This is a genomic window from Methylomonas sp. MS20, assembly GCF_050275925.1.
Lineage (GTDB): Bacteria > Pseudomonadota > Gammaproteobacteria > Methylococcales > Methylomonadaceae > Methylomonas > Methylomonas koyamae_A.
This window is the reverse complement of record NZ_CP189962.1, coordinates 4,000,597-4,015,419: the sequence shown is the minus strand read 5'-3', so window position 1 is coordinate 4,015,419 and position 14,823 is coordinate 4,000,597. Positions and strand designations below refer to the sequence as shown.

13 protein-coding genes are annotated in these 14,823 nt (G+C 51.3%); 3 read left to right on the top strand and 10 right to left on the bottom strand.

The features are described 5' to 3' along the window. Positions 1 to 669: 669 nt before the first annotated feature. The 10 genes from ACQE3D_RS17875 to ACQE3D_RS17830 form a co-directional block, all read right to left on the bottom strand. Positions 670 to 1,413, bottom strand: a complete 744-nt coding sequence (locus ACQE3D_RS17875) for a DUF4405 domain-containing protein (RefSeq protein ID WP_313729530.1) — start codon at positions 1,411 to 1,413, stop codon at positions 670 to 672. A gap of 50 nt (positions 1,414 to 1,463) precedes the next feature. Then, entirely contained in the window at positions 1,464 to 4,430 is a 2,967-nt protein-coding gene (locus tag ACQE3D_RS17870) for a Tn3 family transposase (protein ID WP_313729531.1), read from the bottom strand. A 2-nt stretch (positions 4,431 to 4,432) separates the two neighbouring features. Further along, complete coding sequence (locus tag ACQE3D_RS17865; RefSeq protein WP_064023727.1) at positions 4,433 to 4,993, bottom strand: recombinase family protein; 561 nt, start codon at positions 4,991 to 4,993, stop codon at positions 4,433 to 4,435. Between the two features lie 136 nt (positions 4,994 to 5,129). Further along, the gene (locus ACQE3D_RS17860; protein ID WP_313729532.1) at positions 5,130 to 6,626 is read right to left on the bottom strand and encodes an efflux transporter outer membrane subunit; all 1,497 of its coding nucleotides are present in this window, start codon (positions 6,624 to 6,626) and stop codon (positions 5,130 to 5,132) included. Next, positions 6,613 to 7,107, bottom strand: a complete 495-nt coding sequence (locus ACQE3D_RS17855) for a cytochrome c (protein WP_313729533.1) — start codon at positions 7,105 to 7,107, stop codon at positions 6,613 to 6,615. The genes ACQE3D_RS17860 and ACQE3D_RS17855 overlap by 14 nt, the downstream gene beginning before the upstream one ends. Next, complete coding sequence (locus tag ACQE3D_RS17850) at positions 7,104 to 7,814, bottom strand: ABC transporter ATP-binding protein (protein ID WP_027149509.1); 711 nt, start codon at positions 7,812 to 7,814, stop codon at positions 7,104 to 7,106. The genes ACQE3D_RS17855 and ACQE3D_RS17850 overlap by 4 nt, the downstream gene beginning before the upstream one ends. A 1-nt stretch (position 7,815) precedes the next feature. Beyond that, a complete protein-coding gene (locus ACQE3D_RS17845; protein WP_313729534.1) occupies positions 7,816 to 9,018 on the bottom strand; it encodes an ABC transporter permease in 1,203 nt (400 codons plus the stop codon). Beyond that, positions 9,015 to 10,166 (bottom strand): efflux RND transporter periplasmic adaptor subunit, encoded by a 1,152-nt coding sequence (locus ACQE3D_RS17840; protein WP_313729535.1) that lies wholly within the window; start codon positions 10,164 to 10,166, stop codon positions 9,015 to 9,017. Before ACQE3D_RS17840 ends, ACQE3D_RS17845 begins: the two co-directional genes overlap by 4 nt. Beyond that, positions 10,163 to 10,771 (bottom strand): TetR/AcrR family transcriptional regulator, encoded by a 609-nt coding sequence (locus ACQE3D_RS17835; protein ID WP_064006681.1) that lies wholly within the window; start codon positions 10,769 to 10,771, stop codon positions 10,163 to 10,165. The genes ACQE3D_RS17840 and ACQE3D_RS17835 overlap by 4 nt, the downstream gene beginning before the upstream one ends. A gap of 595 nt (positions 10,772 to 11,366) precedes the next feature. Beyond that, positions 11,367 to 12,242 (bottom strand): LysR family transcriptional regulator, encoded by an 876-nt coding sequence (locus tag ACQE3D_RS17830; RefSeq protein WP_205453082.1) that lies wholly within the window; start codon positions 12,240 to 12,242, stop codon positions 11,367 to 11,369. Between the two features lie 119 nt (positions 12,243 to 12,361). Here ACQE3D_RS17830 and ACQE3D_RS17825 point away from each other — a divergent pair, with 119 nt between their 5' ends. Genes ACQE3D_RS17825 through ACQE3D_RS17815 form a run of 3 tightly spaced genes read left to right on the top strand, consistent with a single transcriptional unit; the run spans position 12,362 to position 14,275 of the window. After that, positions 12,362 to 12,688: an EthD family reductase gene (locus ACQE3D_RS17825; protein WP_313729536.1), complete on the top strand. Its 327-nt coding sequence runs from the start codon at positions 12,362 to 12,364 to the stop codon at positions 12,686 to 12,688. A 42-nt stretch (positions 12,689 to 12,730) separates the two neighbouring features. Beyond that, entirely contained in the window at positions 12,731 to 13,336 is a 606-nt protein-coding gene (locus ACQE3D_RS17820; protein ID WP_313729537.1) for a hypothetical protein, read from the top strand. A gap of 45 nt (positions 13,337 to 13,381) precedes the next feature. Further along, entirely contained in the window at positions 13,382 to 14,275 is an 894-nt protein-coding gene (locus ACQE3D_RS17815; protein WP_313729538.1) for an alpha/beta hydrolase family esterase, read from the top strand. Positions 14,276 to 14,823: the final 548 nt, after the last annotated feature.

The following is a 14,823-nucleotide window of genomic DNA, read 5'->3' as shown; positions in this document are numbered from 1 at the left end:
TGAAGATATTGGGTGATAATTTTAAATTTCAAGGTGAGGATGATTTACTGAGTGATGAGCATCTACCGCAAACAAGGCTCTTCTTTGCTTCGGCAATACATCTCCAAGGCAATGCCCGCTTAGGGTCGGGTGTTGACCGTCCGCTCATCAGATTCATTGCCGGAAAGCTGACATTGAATTCCGATTCCCGAAAGCTGCCGTTCGTCACTGTACCCAACCGACCCTAACCCGTCATACGACTTTCTCCAAAGCGGCCGCATGCCCAAACATCGTTTTTCGGGTTTTGCTTCTACGAAGCAGCCTTTCGTGATCTCCAGCAGTCGGCCACTTTGAGCCATTCAAGTAACTGAAAAAGTTCAGTCACAAATGGCGGATTTTAACTTGGAAGCTGCCGGTTACTGTGGGAATCAGCATAAACGCTCACGCTGGGATAGCAATGATAAACAAGGCATAATTTGTTTGTACTTTGCAGATATTTTCCCTTTGGGTTTGATGCTTTTTAAAGTTTTAAACTTCGAAAAACGGGTTTGAGCGGGATGTTTATCGGCAATATCCGCTAATAGTGCCACACTACCCAAGCTCATCTCTAAGAAAGATACGGTTCACGTCTTAATAAGACAATATGGTTGGACTTTTCAAATTTGATGGTTTTTTACTTGAAACGTCTTGTTATTTCGCCCCTTGGTCAATCCAGGTTGAGATACGAGATACTTCTGATTCAGAAAGCTTATGGCTTTCAGCCATCGCCATATTAGTTCTCGTACCCGAAATGATAGGAATCAGAGTGCTTTGGCTACTCTGTCCTGGCATAACTAAATATGAGTGAACGTCATTTTTGAAAAAATTATCTAAACGGTCGACTCTAAACCCCGCGTATTGCTTCCGTGGACCGTGGCAATCTAGACAGTTAGTTGCAAAAATTGGGTATATATCGTCCCAAACCAAGGTTTTAGCTTGAGGTGAGATTGACTCAGCTGTATGTAAATCAGGATTCTGTGTTTCGACTTGATCATTACTAGACACAGATGAACAGATGGGCTGAGGTAATGCTTTAACATCCCGTTGGGCAAGCAAGCCGAACGCGACACACAGCACTATAAGTACGCCAAGGGTCCAGATCGCGCTACGAACCAACGAAGGCTGCGATGTTTTTAGAAGGTGGCAACGCTTACCGATAACCGTAACAATCCAATTCCAGTGGAGTGCCAGATGGATCATCAGGATAGCTAAAAGCCCCAAGCTGATCCAGAAATGGATATCGCCCCATTGATGCCGGCTCAAACCCCATAAAGTCAGGGTCTTGTTACTACCTGGCGGCAAGGGAAAACGTAACAAATAGCCTGTGGCAATCATTCCTAAAAACAGCAGAGCCGCAACCAAATCGATGATTACATTAACGAGGGTACGATTCATGTTCGGTCACTGTATTAGGGATAGCCGCAGAATTCGGAAAAAATAGTACGCTAAGACTTTTCAGTAGTTCGCAGCGGTCTGAATTGCCCTTCTTCAATCTTTCTATTCTGACGCCAAATGTAATCGCCCATCAGATTGATGTGTTCCCAACCCAACGGCGACAAGTATTGCAGTAGCGCATCATCAATAGGCTTGTCCAATCCCCGCAGTTTTTCGACAGCCCTTTCCAGATAGACGGTGTTCCATAACACAATGGCCGCCGTTACCAAATTAAGGCCGCTGGCACTATAACGCTGTTGTTCGAAGCTTGGGTCGCGGATTTCGCCCAGGCGATTAAAGAATACCGCTCTGGCTAAGGCATTGCGGGCCTCGCCTTTATTCAGTCCCGCATGAACACGTCGGCGCAGTTCTACGTTTTGCAACCAATCCAGAATGAACAAGGTGCGCTCGATACGGCCCAGTTCGCGCAAGGCCACAGCCAGTCCATTCTGCCGTGGGTAACTGCCCAGTTTCCGTAGCATCAACGACGCGGTGACAGTGCCTTGTTTGATTGACGTCGCAAGCCGTAGTATCTCGTCCCAATGCGTTTGGATGCTTTTGATATTCAAATTACCGCCGATCATGCTCTGCAACGCTGGGTAATCTTGGCCGTTTTTCGGTACATACAGCTTGGTATCCTTCAAATCGCGAATACGGGGCGCAAAGCGAAAGCCCAGCAGATGCATGAGTGCAAAAACATGGTCGGTAAAGCCGGCGGTATCGGTGTAATGTTCTTCGATCCGCAAATCCGATTCGTGATACAGCAAACCATCGAGCACATAGGTCGAATCGCGGATACCGACATTCACGACTTTGGTATGAAAAGGGGCGTACTGGTCGGAAATGTGGGTATAGAACAATCGGCCCGGTTCGCTGCCATACTTCGGATTGACATGACCCGAACTTTCGGCCTTGCCGCCAGCCCGAAAACGCTGTCCGTCGGAAGACGAGGTCGAGCCATCGCCCCAGTTTTCGGCAAACGCATGATTGAACTGGGCATTCACTAACTCGGCTAATCCGGCGGAATAGGTTTCGTCCCGGATATGCCAGGCTTGCAGCCATGACAGTTTGGCGTAAGTTGTGCCGGGGCAAGACTCGGCCATTTTGGTGAGTCCCAAATTAATTGCGTCGGCCAGAATGGCCGATAGCAACAAAGTGCGGTCTTTAGCTGGTTCCTCATCCTTCAAATGCACAAAATGCCGGCTGAAGCCGGTCCAGTCATCCACGTCCATCAATAATTCGGTGATCTTGATGCGGGGCAGTAACATACCTGCATGGTTGATCATTTGTTGTGCCGCTTCAGGGACGACGGCATCCAATGGGGTGATTTTCAGCCCGGAATCGGTGATGATGGCATCGGGAAGTTCATTGGCCAATGCCAAACGGTTTACTGTGCTCAGTTGTCGTTCGAGCAACTGCAACCGATCATGCAGGTATTGTTCGCAATCCGGATTGACGGCGACCGGCAATACTTTTGCCTGTTTGAGTTCTTGGAATTTCACGGAAGGCAACAGATATTCGTCGAAGTCGCGAAATTGCCGGGAACCCTGTACCCAGATGTCGCCGGAACGGAGCGCGTTTTTCAGTTCGGTGAGCGCACAGATTTCATAGAAACGGCGGTCAAGCCCTGGGTCGGCATGTACCAGCGACTTCCAGCGCGGTTTGATGAAAGCCGTCGGCGCATCAATCGGGACTTTGCGCGTACTGGCATTGTTCATAGTGCGGATCACTGCAATGGCATCCAGCACATCCTGCGCCGCCGGTGCCGCTCGTAATGTCAGCACGTCCAGGAAATCCGGCGTATAGCGGCGGAGGGTGCTGAATTGCTCAGCTATCAAGTGTAAGTGATCGAATGCGGCGGGCTTGGCCAATTGATCCGCTTCGATGATGCTTTGCTGGAAATCGTCCCAGGAAATAACGGACTCGATTGCGGCGTAAGGATCGCTATCGGATTGCTTGGCATCCAACAAGGCATGGCCGATTTTTGAAAGTAATCGTACCTTGTCGTTGATCGCCTTGCCCTGTTGTTGGAACTGATGTTGATGCTTGTGCTTGGCAGCGCTGAATAACTTCAACAGGATACGGTCGTGTAGATCAATAATTTCGTCGATAATGGTAGCTGTGCTTTCCAAGGTTACGGCCACGAGCGTGGCGTATCGGCGTTCGCTTTCAAACTTGCCGAGGTCCTGCGGCGTCATTTGCCCACCTTCGCGCGCGATTTTTAATAGCCGGTTCTGGTGAATGTGCCGACCAATGCCGTCCGGCAAGGCAATTGCCTGAAAGGTTTTCAGCCGCTCGATGTGTTCCAGCATATAGCGGGAATTGGGCTTCAAAGACGATTGACGTAGCCAAACCAGCCAAGTCGTGTTGGAATCCGGCTTGATTTTCAGCAGTTCGTCGAGCCGTTGTCGATGCAACGCCGTGAGCGGCTGGGCCAACGCCCGGTAGATGCTGCGATTCGCGCGGGTGATAGCTTCGGCACAGGCTCGCTCAATCACGGTAAGCGTCGGTAGAATCACTTTGCGTTGGCGCAGTGCTTCCAAAGCATGAGCCGCTAACACTACACCTTTATCGGTTTGCATGGCGAGTTCGGCCAGTGTTTTCACCAGAAACCGGAAATCGGATAATCCGAAGGCCGATACTCCAAGATAGCCGCGCAGTTCCTGGAAATGTTCGCGCCGCGTTTCATCGCGCTCGCCGTATTTTCGCCAAGCGCCGGGATCGGTCTTGATTTGGCCGGCGATCCAGTGGATTACCGATTCCGCTACAGTTGCATTCGCAGCTAAAGCGTAACCAGGGTAGCGCAGCAGGCAAAGCTGCACCGCGAAACCAAGGCGATTGGCATCGCCCCGGCGCTGTCGAATCAGAGCCCAGTCGGATTCATTGAAAGTGTAATGGCGAATCAGGTCGTCTTGAGTATCAGGCAAGGCCAGCAAACTGCCTCGTTCCATAGCGGACAAAACCAAGCGCCTGGACATGATTACTCAGTGGTCTTCAAATATTGGTATAGGGTTTCGCGGCTAATGCCATACTCGCGGGCCAACTTGGCTTTCTGCTCGCCGGCACTGGCCCGGCTTTGTAACTCTGCTACCTGCTCAGTCGATAGTGCTTTCTTGCGCCCCCGGTAAGCGCCGCGCTGTTTGGCCAGCGCAATGCCTTCGCGCTGCCGTTCGCGGATCAGCGCCCGTTCGAACTCGGCAAACGCCCCCATGACAGAAAGCAATAAATTGGCCATCGGCGAATCTTCGCCAGTGAAAGTCAAGCATTCCTTGACGAACTCGATGCGCACGCCGCGTTTGGTTAACTGTTGCACCAAGCGCCGTAAGTCATCCAGATTTCTCGCCAAGCGGTCCATGCTATGCACGACGACCGTATCGCCTTCTCGAACAAACGCAAGTAGCTCGTCCAAGGCGGGGCGTTCGGTGTCTTTGCCGGAAGCCTTATCGGTAAACACCTTACTGACCTCGACCTGTTCCAGTTGCCGTTCCGGATTTTGGTCGAACGAGCTGACTCTGATGTAACCAATCCGATGCCCTTGCAAATGAACAGCCCTCAAATAACCAAAAGTGTCAGGATAAAATCTATAGCCTTTGGTGGCATGTGTCAATAATTGTAAAAATACACTCTATACTGACGCTAAAGTGACACATTGCCTGACATCAGGTTAGGGTATAGTCTTAACTGACACCGCCACCCATAGCTTGGTACAGAGCCGCACTATCGACAAGGCGCTGCGCCTGAGCCGCGATCAAGTTAATTCTGGTCTGTTGCGCCGCTTGTTGTGCGATCAGTTGCTGAACGTAGCTGGCTGCACCCAGTGCATATTGCCTCTGCACGGATTGCAAAGAGCCCTGTGCCGCAGCATCGGCGCCGGCCAATGCTGCCAATGCCTGGGCATCGTTCTCCAGTGCGCGCAGGACATCGGCCACATTGCGCAGGGATTCGAGCACCACGCTTTGGTAATTGGCTGCCGCGGCATCGAACGCGGCCAATGCCGCGCGCTTTTCGGCGGGCAGTGCGGGATTAAAGAGCGGCTGGGTAAGTTGTCCAAGGACATTCCATATTGCCGAACCGGGGCCGAACAATGCGCCTGCAACCAAGGTCTGCGTAGCGAGATCGGCGCTGAGATTAAGTTGCGGATACAGCTTGGCGATTGCGCTGCCGTATTCCGCGTTGGCCGCGTGTAACAGCGCTTCTGCGCCCAGGATGTCGGGGCGGCGGCGCACCAACTCGGAAGGTACGATTAAGGGTAAATCGGACGGTAGGGTGAATTCTTCCAGAGTGAAAGTGGGTAATCGCCCATCTCCCGGGGCACGGCCGGTGAGTGCGGCCAGCAAATGTTCATTCTGCTGGCTCTGTTTGCGCAACAGAGGAAGTCCGGCGCGAGTCTGTTCCACTTGGGTTTGCAGTGCCAATACCTCATCCGGTGCGCCCTGGCCAAGACGCACGCGTTCTTGGGTAATGTGCAATTGTTCATCTTGCGCGCGAAGAATGGCCTCCGTAGTCTGTATTTGTGCCGCAAGCCTGGCTTGGGTGATCGCGGCGGTAACGATGTTGCCCGCCAAGGTCAGCTGCGCACCTTCCACTTCGTGACGACGATACTCGGTTTGAGCGACTAAGGCTTCCAATGCGCGGCGGTTACCGCCGGCAAGGTCGAGTTGATAATTTACGTTAACACCGGCGTTAAACAAACTGAATTCCCGCGCCTGGTCATCTTGCCCCAATACGATGGGATTAAAGCGTTGTCGTTGAGCACTGAAACCGGCATCGACTTGAGGATACATCATCGCCCCCTCCTGCGCCGCACGGATTTCCTGCGCCTGACGTAACGTGGCTCTTGCAGAAGCCAGCGTTGGACTGGCCTGAAAAGCCTGTTCTATCAGCGCGTCGAGTTTGGAAGATCCCAGATCACGCCACCACTGTGCACTCACATTTGAGCCGATCCTAAAGTGTTGTGCCCCCCCAAAAGCCGTGGCTGCGGATGCCGTTTGAGTTGACAAAGGGGTTGCGGTGTAGGCTGGCATATCGGGGGCGGCCGGTGGTTTGAAATCGGGCCCTACGGTACAACCTGCCAGCAATCCGGCAAAAATGATGGCTGTATAGGTCCGAACCGTCATGTGATCGGTCTTCGATCGATCAATGCCGTGACGGTGTATTCCTTCAACATTGCCCATAAAAATGTTCCACGAACGATTGACGAAAACTCTGATGGCAAGCCAGGCAACTGCTTTGCAGATTCGCAAAGGCTGTGATCACGCCTTGTCCATCGTTCCGAGCGGCAACTTGTTCCAGCGCCCGCGCAGCTTGATGCGTTATTTCGTCATGACTTTCGAATGTGCCCATATTGGTGCCAATGAACGTCAGGATACGCATCTTCTCGATAACGGGCGGCTCTGGATGCTCGGCGATCTGTGGCGCAATTTTGGCGACCAAAGCCCAATCTTCACGAGAAATAGCGTCTGTGATGGCCTGCATACTCCTACCGAGTTCTTGCATGATCCTTTTTAGTTCTAACGGCTTAACTTCGGTATCTCCATCAGCCCAAGCATGCGAGTAGATGCCGGCTATAAATACGCTGGCTGCAATGACAGTCAATAGATTTTTCGGGAAGTTTTGGTATGTCATAAAGCACCTTGAATTTAATTGTTTTCTCACTCAAATCCTCGTCCTTCGCCGACTTCCTCATGGGCCACGCCATCGCGGATATGGTAGATGCGTTTGAAGGTGGGAATAATTTTTTCATCGTGGGTGACAACGATGATGGCGGTCTCGAACTGGCGTGCCATGTCGTTGAGGATACGGATAACGGCCATGGCCCGTTCACTGTCGAGCGGCGCGGTGGGCTCGTCGGCAAGAATCACAGGCGGGCGATTGACCAGCCCCCGCGCGATTGCAACGCGCTGCTGTTCGCCGCCGGAAAGCTGCGACGGCATGGCACGGGCGCGGTGTTGTACATCCAGTGCGGTGAGAAGCTCCAGTGCTTTCGCACGCGCTTTACTATTGGGAATCCCTGCCAACATCGGCAGCAGTGCAACGTTGTCGGTCACATCGAGAAAAGGAATCAGGTAGGGTGCCTGGAATACGAAGCCGATCTTGTCGCGCCGCAAGGCTCGCAGGTCACGTACTTTCCAATCGTTGTCAAAGATCACCTCATCACCCAGAACCATGCGACCGGCAGTCGGATCGATCACCGCCCCCAGACACTTGAGCAGGGTGCTCTTACCGGAACCTGATGGTCCGATGAGTCCTACCACTTCACCCGGAGCAACCTGCATGTCCACGCCCCTCAAGGCATGAACAGCGGTATCGCCCTCGCCGTAGCGTTTCTTTAAACCTTCAATGTGAATGCCTTTGCCGCTCACCTTAGCCTCCTATGGCGTCGGCCGGATCGACCTTGAGCGCCATACGGATAGCAACAAGGCTGGCCAATGCGCAGATTGCCAGCACAGCGAAAAAACCGGCGACGGAATCAAGTGGCTCCAACAGCACATACTTGGGGAAAATCGGCACCCAAAAGGTAGCGGTGATTTTCCCCACCACAAAACCTATAGTGCCAAGCGCAAGCGACTGCTGCATGATCATGCCGGCAATGGTGCGGTTCCTGGTGCCGATCAGTTTAAGCACCGCGATTTCCCGGATTTTTCCCAAGGTCAAGGTATAGATGATGAAAGCAACAATGGCCGCGCTGACGATGCTCAGAATCACCAAAAACAAGGCGATTTGCCTGGCTGATTTATCGATTACTTTGTCCATCAGAATCGATTCCATCTGGGCACGGGTATAAACCTGCAGGCGCGTCCAGCGGCGAATCGTTTCGGCTGCATCCTCAGGGAGTGTGCCGGGTTTGAGCTTAACAAGTACCGCATTAACATAGGTGTTGGTACTTTGCGATGCGTTCACCACAGCGAGCAGATCGGGAATGCCTGGGCGATTGAAGTCCGGGTTCTCGGCATTGCGGCGGCGCTGCTGAACCAGAGCATCGTTGTCTTTCAGAAATTGCGCTTCTTGTGCGTCTTTGAGCGGAATGAACACCATCGGATCACCGTTATAAGACACCGTGCGTTTGGATAATCCGACGACCGTGTAAAAATTGCGGCGGATTCGGATGCGCTCACCGAGCTGAAATCCGCTGGAAATATCGGCAATGGCTTCATAGTGACTACGGGTGATATGTCGTCCAGTGACGAGATACCGGGGCTGTCCCGGCGTACCCGGCTTGCCGGCCGTGACGCCAACTACCATGGCGCTAACATCCTGCTCGCCGTGGCCTACCTGCATAATCAGATAGGTGACATTGGCTGCGTATTCTACCTCCGGCATATTCAGCAGACTGCGATACAGATCGTCGTACAGACTGGACGATTCGGCATAAGGCCCCTGAGTGCCCTGTTGCACTACCCACAGATCCGCGCCTGTATTGTCCAGCATCACCTGTGCATCGTCGACCATGCCCCGATAGATGCCGGCCATACTCAGCGTCACGCCGATCAATAAGCCTAATCCGACGCCGGTGAACACGAATTTACCCCAGGAATGGAGAATATCGCGGCCCGCCAAGCTGATCATCGTGCGGCACCGGGAATGTGTTCAACCACATGAATTCGGCTGCGAGTGGTCAGCGCCTTTTCGCTGTATACCACTACCCGATCGCCGTTCTTGAGTCCATCGCGTATTTGCACTTGGCCATCAAGATCAGCAACACCTAATTTAACGGGGGTAAAGTGCAGGTCGCCGTCCATAGCTTGCCAGACTCCCACTTGCCCATTCTCACGATGGATGGCGGCATTGGGAATCACCGGGGCAACTGGTAGGGCAGGCAAGTCGACTGTGACTTCGGCCAGTTCACCCAGCGGCGGCAATGGATCGGGAGGCAAATCGAAACTCGCCTTGGCAAGCATTTCTTCAGTTACGGCATCAGCTTTGGGTTCCACCCGCAGTAAACGGCCGGCCAGCACATGGCCACTGCGGGAGCGCAACACAATGCGGGCTGGTAGTCCGGCGGCAAGTCCGGCGGCACTGATCTGGTCGAAGCGCACGTTCAACCATAAACTTTCGGGATCGATCACTTCCACCACAGCTTGACCAGCAACGACAGTTGTGCCGGGATCAGCATCTCGGGAGCTGACCAAGCCATCAGCCGGCGCGATCAGACGCAGGTTGCCCCGCTGCGTAATCAATGCCTCCCGGTCAGATCGGGCACGAGCGACGTCTTCATGGGCAACCGTAAGTACAGCATCCGCTATCTGCAATTCCTGTCGCTTGGTGTCGACTATTTCTTCGCTGGTCGAGCGTACTGCAAACAATTGTTCATATCGATGCAACTGGGCCTTCGCATACGCTTGCCGAGCCTTCGCTTCGCGCAAAGCCGCTTCGGCACGCTTGAATGCCGATTCCTGCGAGTGGACGCGATCATCGAGATCGACCTGATCCATCTCGCCTAACACTTGACCGCCCTTCACCCGATCGCCCACATGCACCTCCAGACGTTGCACGCGACCGGCAACCGTGGGACCAATTTTGTAGGTATAGCGCGCCTCCACCGTGCCGATACCGAATAGCGCAGGGGCAATTGACTTTGACTTTACTTCCGCGACCGTCACGGTTACCGGTGCTAGCGGGCCGGATCGTAAGGCGACGTAGACGAAAAGCACAAGCAACGGCACAATAACTGCCATAAGCGCCAAGGTGCGTTTTTGTAGAGGCATGCGATTCATTGCGCACTCCGGATGCCACGCTGATAAATGGCAAAGACGCGTGGTGCATCGTGGCGGATACGCTCCACATTGCCGGCCAGCAGCGATTGCATGACCAGGCCTTGGATCGTGCCGATGAACAGGGTGGCCGCCGCTTCGGTGTCGAGTGTGGCGGACAGCTCGCCGCAGGCCTTGCCCGCCTCGATCAGCCGGTGCAGGCGTTCTCCATAACGCCGGATCAAAGCTTGCACTATGCGCTTGGGCGCGGTCTGCTCGGCACGTTGCAATTCACCAAACATCATTCGGGGAACCCCTGGATGCTCGGCCACGAACTCGACGTGGCTCATGAATATCGCCTGCATCGCGGCTAGAGGCGATTCAATACCTTGCGCGGCGCAATCAATCCGGGCCAGAAGGCGTTCCGCCACCCACTCCATGACTGCCTGCCAAATGGCGTCCTTGGTCGGAAAATGACGAAACAACGCGCCCTGGGTCAGGTTCATATGCTTGGCGATAGCCGCAGTTGTGATTTCACTGGGGTTTTGCGAACCCGCCAATTCAACCACCGCCTCGACTGTTACGGCCCGTCGTTCATCCGCAGGAAGATGTTTTACATGGGTATTCACGGTTGCACTCAAAAGATAGTAATTGATTACTATCTTAGTGTGATAAACAAATTATGCAAGCGGAAAATTATTCTGTGGAAGATCACGATGACTCAATTGTTGATCTAAGCGTATGTATTTTTCTAAAGTAAATGTACGCTACAGCAAGGCCGATTGCCCCTTTGCGGCCAAACATATCAATAAATGTTTGGCCGCACTAGACTCTAACACATGGTTTTGCCCACTTAGTGCATTGATTGCCATTACAACTCTTAAACTCTTACCATAAAAGCTTAGCGTACTATTTTTTCCGAATTCTGTGACTGCCCCATATTAAAAGGATTTTTGATTTGCCAAGCAAATGACCAAATAAAACTGGGCTTTTCATTGTAACCTTCAACAATAAATTGAGTTGGTGAAGTTCTGCTCAAGCCTATTTGAAGGTCAGCTATTGAGAAACATGTATGGCGGCTTTCTGGCCGATTGGTTCATCACCAATTAAAACAATGGCTTGCGCGTCAATTTTTCTTGAAAAACTGCAATAATCAGAGGTTTCCTAACCCCTTTAAACGCCATAATCGGACTTTTGATTTAGTTTTGCCTATCCTGTGATTTTTTAAAAACCCATCCGCAGACTTTTCAATACTTCTGCCACTTCGGGTTTTGCGGCCGATGTGGGTGGGAATATAGCGCAGATGGTGCGACGAATTTCCGGATCTGACAGATAACGAACTCGAATCTGATCTGCATTTTTGGTGATGGTGAATTCCGGCATTAGCGCAACACCGATTCCGGCGCGTACCATACTCAGTATCCACTCTTCGCTATTACTTCTATAGGCAGCATAAAGATTGACCTGCCGCCCCTGGCACACACTCCTCAGTGTTTCACGCAATTCACAGTTCAGGCGATCTAAGTAAGGTTCAGCTTGTATGGTCGCTAAATCAATTTGTTGCATTTGATTGAAACGGTGTTTGTCGTTGAAGACAACGACATAGCGTTCTTCGTAAAGCTCTAAAGACTGGTAATGCTCTGCCAGTAAGGATGTTGGTGCGCTGATAACTAAATCCAGGCCCTCTTCATCAAGTTGATTCAATAGATTGCATTCACTGTCGACGACTAATTCCAGTTCTACATGGGGTCGTTCTTGCTGAAAGTCAGTGAAGAATGGACTTAAATGGTGTGCGGCAATTGTCGTCATCACGCCGATGCGAAGTGGCACAGTATTTAAGCGGCTGAAACGCACAGCCTCAGCTTTGACAGCTTGCGTCTTGCGCACTATTTCACGTATAGAAGGTTCGACCAAACGTCCTAAAGCCGTCAACCGACATCCGCTGCGGTCTCGGCTAAATAGCTCACCGCCAAGTTCATCTTCCAATTTTTTAATTGCTTGCGTCAGGGAGGGTTGGGCCACATAGGTTGCTTGTGCAGCGCGAGTGAATGAGCCTTTATCGCAGACGGCCAGAAAATAGCGAATTTGTTGCATTTCCACAGCTTGCCTCCTTTCTTGAATAGGAAAAACCTATTATTTCATAGAAAATTGGTATTTTACAATTAACATAACTCATTATTTAATATAAACACCAAGTCACCTAAATATTCAATATCCCTATGAAAACAGCAAAATTAATCGTAATGTACCCTACACCAACAGATTTAAAAACTTTTGAACGTCGTTATGCTGATGAGCATGTGCCGATGGCTGTCGAAAAGCTGGCCGGCAAAACACGATTTGTCGCCTCATTGATTCTTTCCAATGCAGACAAATCTGCAGCGCAGTTTCATCGGATTGCCGAGGTTTATTTTCCATCCCTCGCCGAATTACAGGCTTGTCTGAATTCACCAGGCGGTCAAGAAACAGCTCAGCATGCCGTTGAGATTTCTAGCGGTGGTGAGCCGTTGTTTCTGATCTCCGAGGTGGAAACCTTTGATTTCTAATCCGACCATCGGATTTAACATAATCACTGTGGAGGCAAATCAATGCCTAACTCTATCAACAAACTAAAAAAGGCGGCTTATAAGCGCATTAGGTGGCTGGGTTTGCTGCCTGTTGTCTTTTGGGTCGGATTAATGCCAACTATTGCCCAAGCGCATCGAGGTGCGCCTGACGAGGCCGATGCTTGCGTTACGAGGGTTGGTTTTGAACGAGTCCATTTCACGGCCTATACCCCGACTCTGTCAGGGGATCGGGAATATTGCAGCATCATTCCCGAAATCGGCCCAACTAATTTGGTGTTCGACTACGAAGGTAAAAGTCTGCGCAATGTCAGCGTGGAATTCGAAATCACCAAAGAACCTGAAGGGCAAAGGGTTTTTTATCAGCAGCCGAAAAAAGTTAAAAACGGTACTTTCGATAGTATGGTCGATTTTAGTCAATATGGTGCTGGTAATTATTTGGCACACATCGCTATTGTCGACAAGGATAAGCGTCTTGATACTCATATTCCGTTCTCTGTTGGCCTGGAATCGGTTCCGGGAAAAGGCTATATGCTGCAGATTGTGATGATCGGAAGCTTGTTGTTGCTGGCTTATATTGTAATGAAGTTAGCGAATAAGGAAGCGCCCAATCACTCGCCTGAGGCATGATCGAATGGTACAGGCGAGTCAAACGTACTTAGGGGGAATATGACTATGAATATGGCTCAATTAAAGGTTTATCTTTTAAGAACCAATTCTTGGCAGAAAGTGCTATTCGGTTTACCGATATTAGCAATGGTTGTCATGCTTTTGATGGATCATAGCGGCGAATCAGTAGAATTGGGGCAGGCCGTGTATCGACCTGAGATGCTGCAACGTCTTTGCAAAGCTGGTCAACTCAGTGGAGACGCTGGAGAGACTTATGGCGAAGAAACCGAAAATGGCATCAAATACAATGTCCGCACACCAGCCAATTATGATGCATCCGTTGCCCACCCACTATTACTGGTATTTTCTCCGGCCGGATCGAATCGGGCTAAAACCGAAAAAACAACTGGGTTCACTTTTCCTGCTACCCAAGCCGGTTTCATCGTGGCCTATGCGGATCACCCGGAATTATCGCCCAGCACTACCGTAGAATTAGGCACCATTCCCAGTTTAATGGCCAAAAAGTGGTGTATTGATGAAAAACAGGTCTATGTTACGGGACATTCCGATGGAGGAACTTCGGCAATGGCATTAGCGTTTATGACTGGCACACGACACATCCCACGTGCCATTGCGCCGAGCGCAGCAGGGGTTGCGTATGATGATTTACGCGACCGCAAATGCCCCGAGCCCTTGCCGGTTATGATCATGCACAGCAGCAAGGATCGCCTGTTTCCTGGTTATGGTCAGCAAGCGGTGGGTTGGTGGGCAGCTTGTAATAAATGTGACCCTATTCCGGATAAAATCGCAAATGGTTGCTCCTCTTATTCAGGGTGTGCCGGGGGCGTAAAAACGTTGTACTGTGAAGGTGATAACATCCATTCACATTGGCCCGAGCGAAGTCAGGATATCGTCGAGTTTTTTGTGTCAGCGACTCAAGTTAGCCCACGGGCAAAGTGAAATTGGCTCTATATGAATCGTAATGGATGCAAAGGTAAACCCGAAAGCAAACGGTCACCCGGATTCCTCTCGGGTCTGCCTGCTCCTTTTAGTGGCTGAACAGTTGGTTGACAACCGACCTGGACGTATTGAGCCTAGAGCCATCAAACGACGACCAAAAACGAAGCCGAATACCGGACAGCCGATTGGGTTACATGGTGCCTTAATTATTAAAATGGGATAGCTACTCCGAGCGGCGGGTTTTGGCCGGGTCGAGCCAAAAAGGGCGTAAGGCTGCTTGCCGAAAAGCTGCCATTCGCTGAACTTAGGGATGGAAAATTTCGCCGGCGTCCTCAGTGGCCGGTTTTGGCCGTTGTGACTCGGCCATAATGTCGATTTGCTTACCGAATACCTGCCATTCGGCTGATTCACTGGATATATAACTCTTAGTAACTCCGCACCCCTAACTATTGACCTTATTGGTGCAACGTGACAGTCAAAAATGGGTGGGAATTAGCCGGCTCAAAATCGGTAGCAGTCAAAAATAAACGACTGCTACCTCATTATTT

Bases quoted from the DNA above. Each gene is read 5' to 3' on its own strand.
- ACQE3D_RS17875 (WP_313729530.1), bottom strand. From the start codon at position 1,413: ATGAATCGTACCCTCGTTAATGTAATCATCGATTTGGTTGCGGCTCTG.
- ACQE3D_RS17870 (WP_313729531.1), bottom strand. From the start codon at position 4,430: ATGTCCAGGCGCTTGGTTTTGTCCGCTATGGAACGAGGCAGTTTGCTG.
- ACQE3D_RS17860 (WP_313729532.1), bottom strand. From the start codon at position 6,626: ATGGGCAATGTTGAAGGAATACACCGTCACGGCATTGATCGATCGAAG.
- ACQE3D_RS17845 (WP_313729534.1), bottom strand. From the start codon at position 9,018: ATGATCAGCTTGGCGGGCCGCGATATTCTCCATTCCTGGGGTAAATTC.
- ACQE3D_RS17840 (WP_313729535.1), bottom strand. From the start codon at position 10,166: ATGAATCGCATGCCTCTACAAAAACGCACCTTGGCGCTTATGGCAGTT.
- ACQE3D_RS17825 (WP_313729536.1), top strand. From the start codon at position 12,362: ATGAAAACAGCAAAATTAATCGTAATGTACCCTACACCAACAGATTTA.
- ACQE3D_RS17820 (WP_313729537.1), top strand. From the start codon at position 12,731: ATGCCTAACTCTATCAACAAACTAAAAAAGGCGGCTTATAAGCGCATT.
- ACQE3D_RS17815 (WP_313729538.1), top strand. From the start codon at position 13,382: ATGAATATGGCTCAATTAAAGGTTTATCTTTTAAGAACCAATTCTTGG.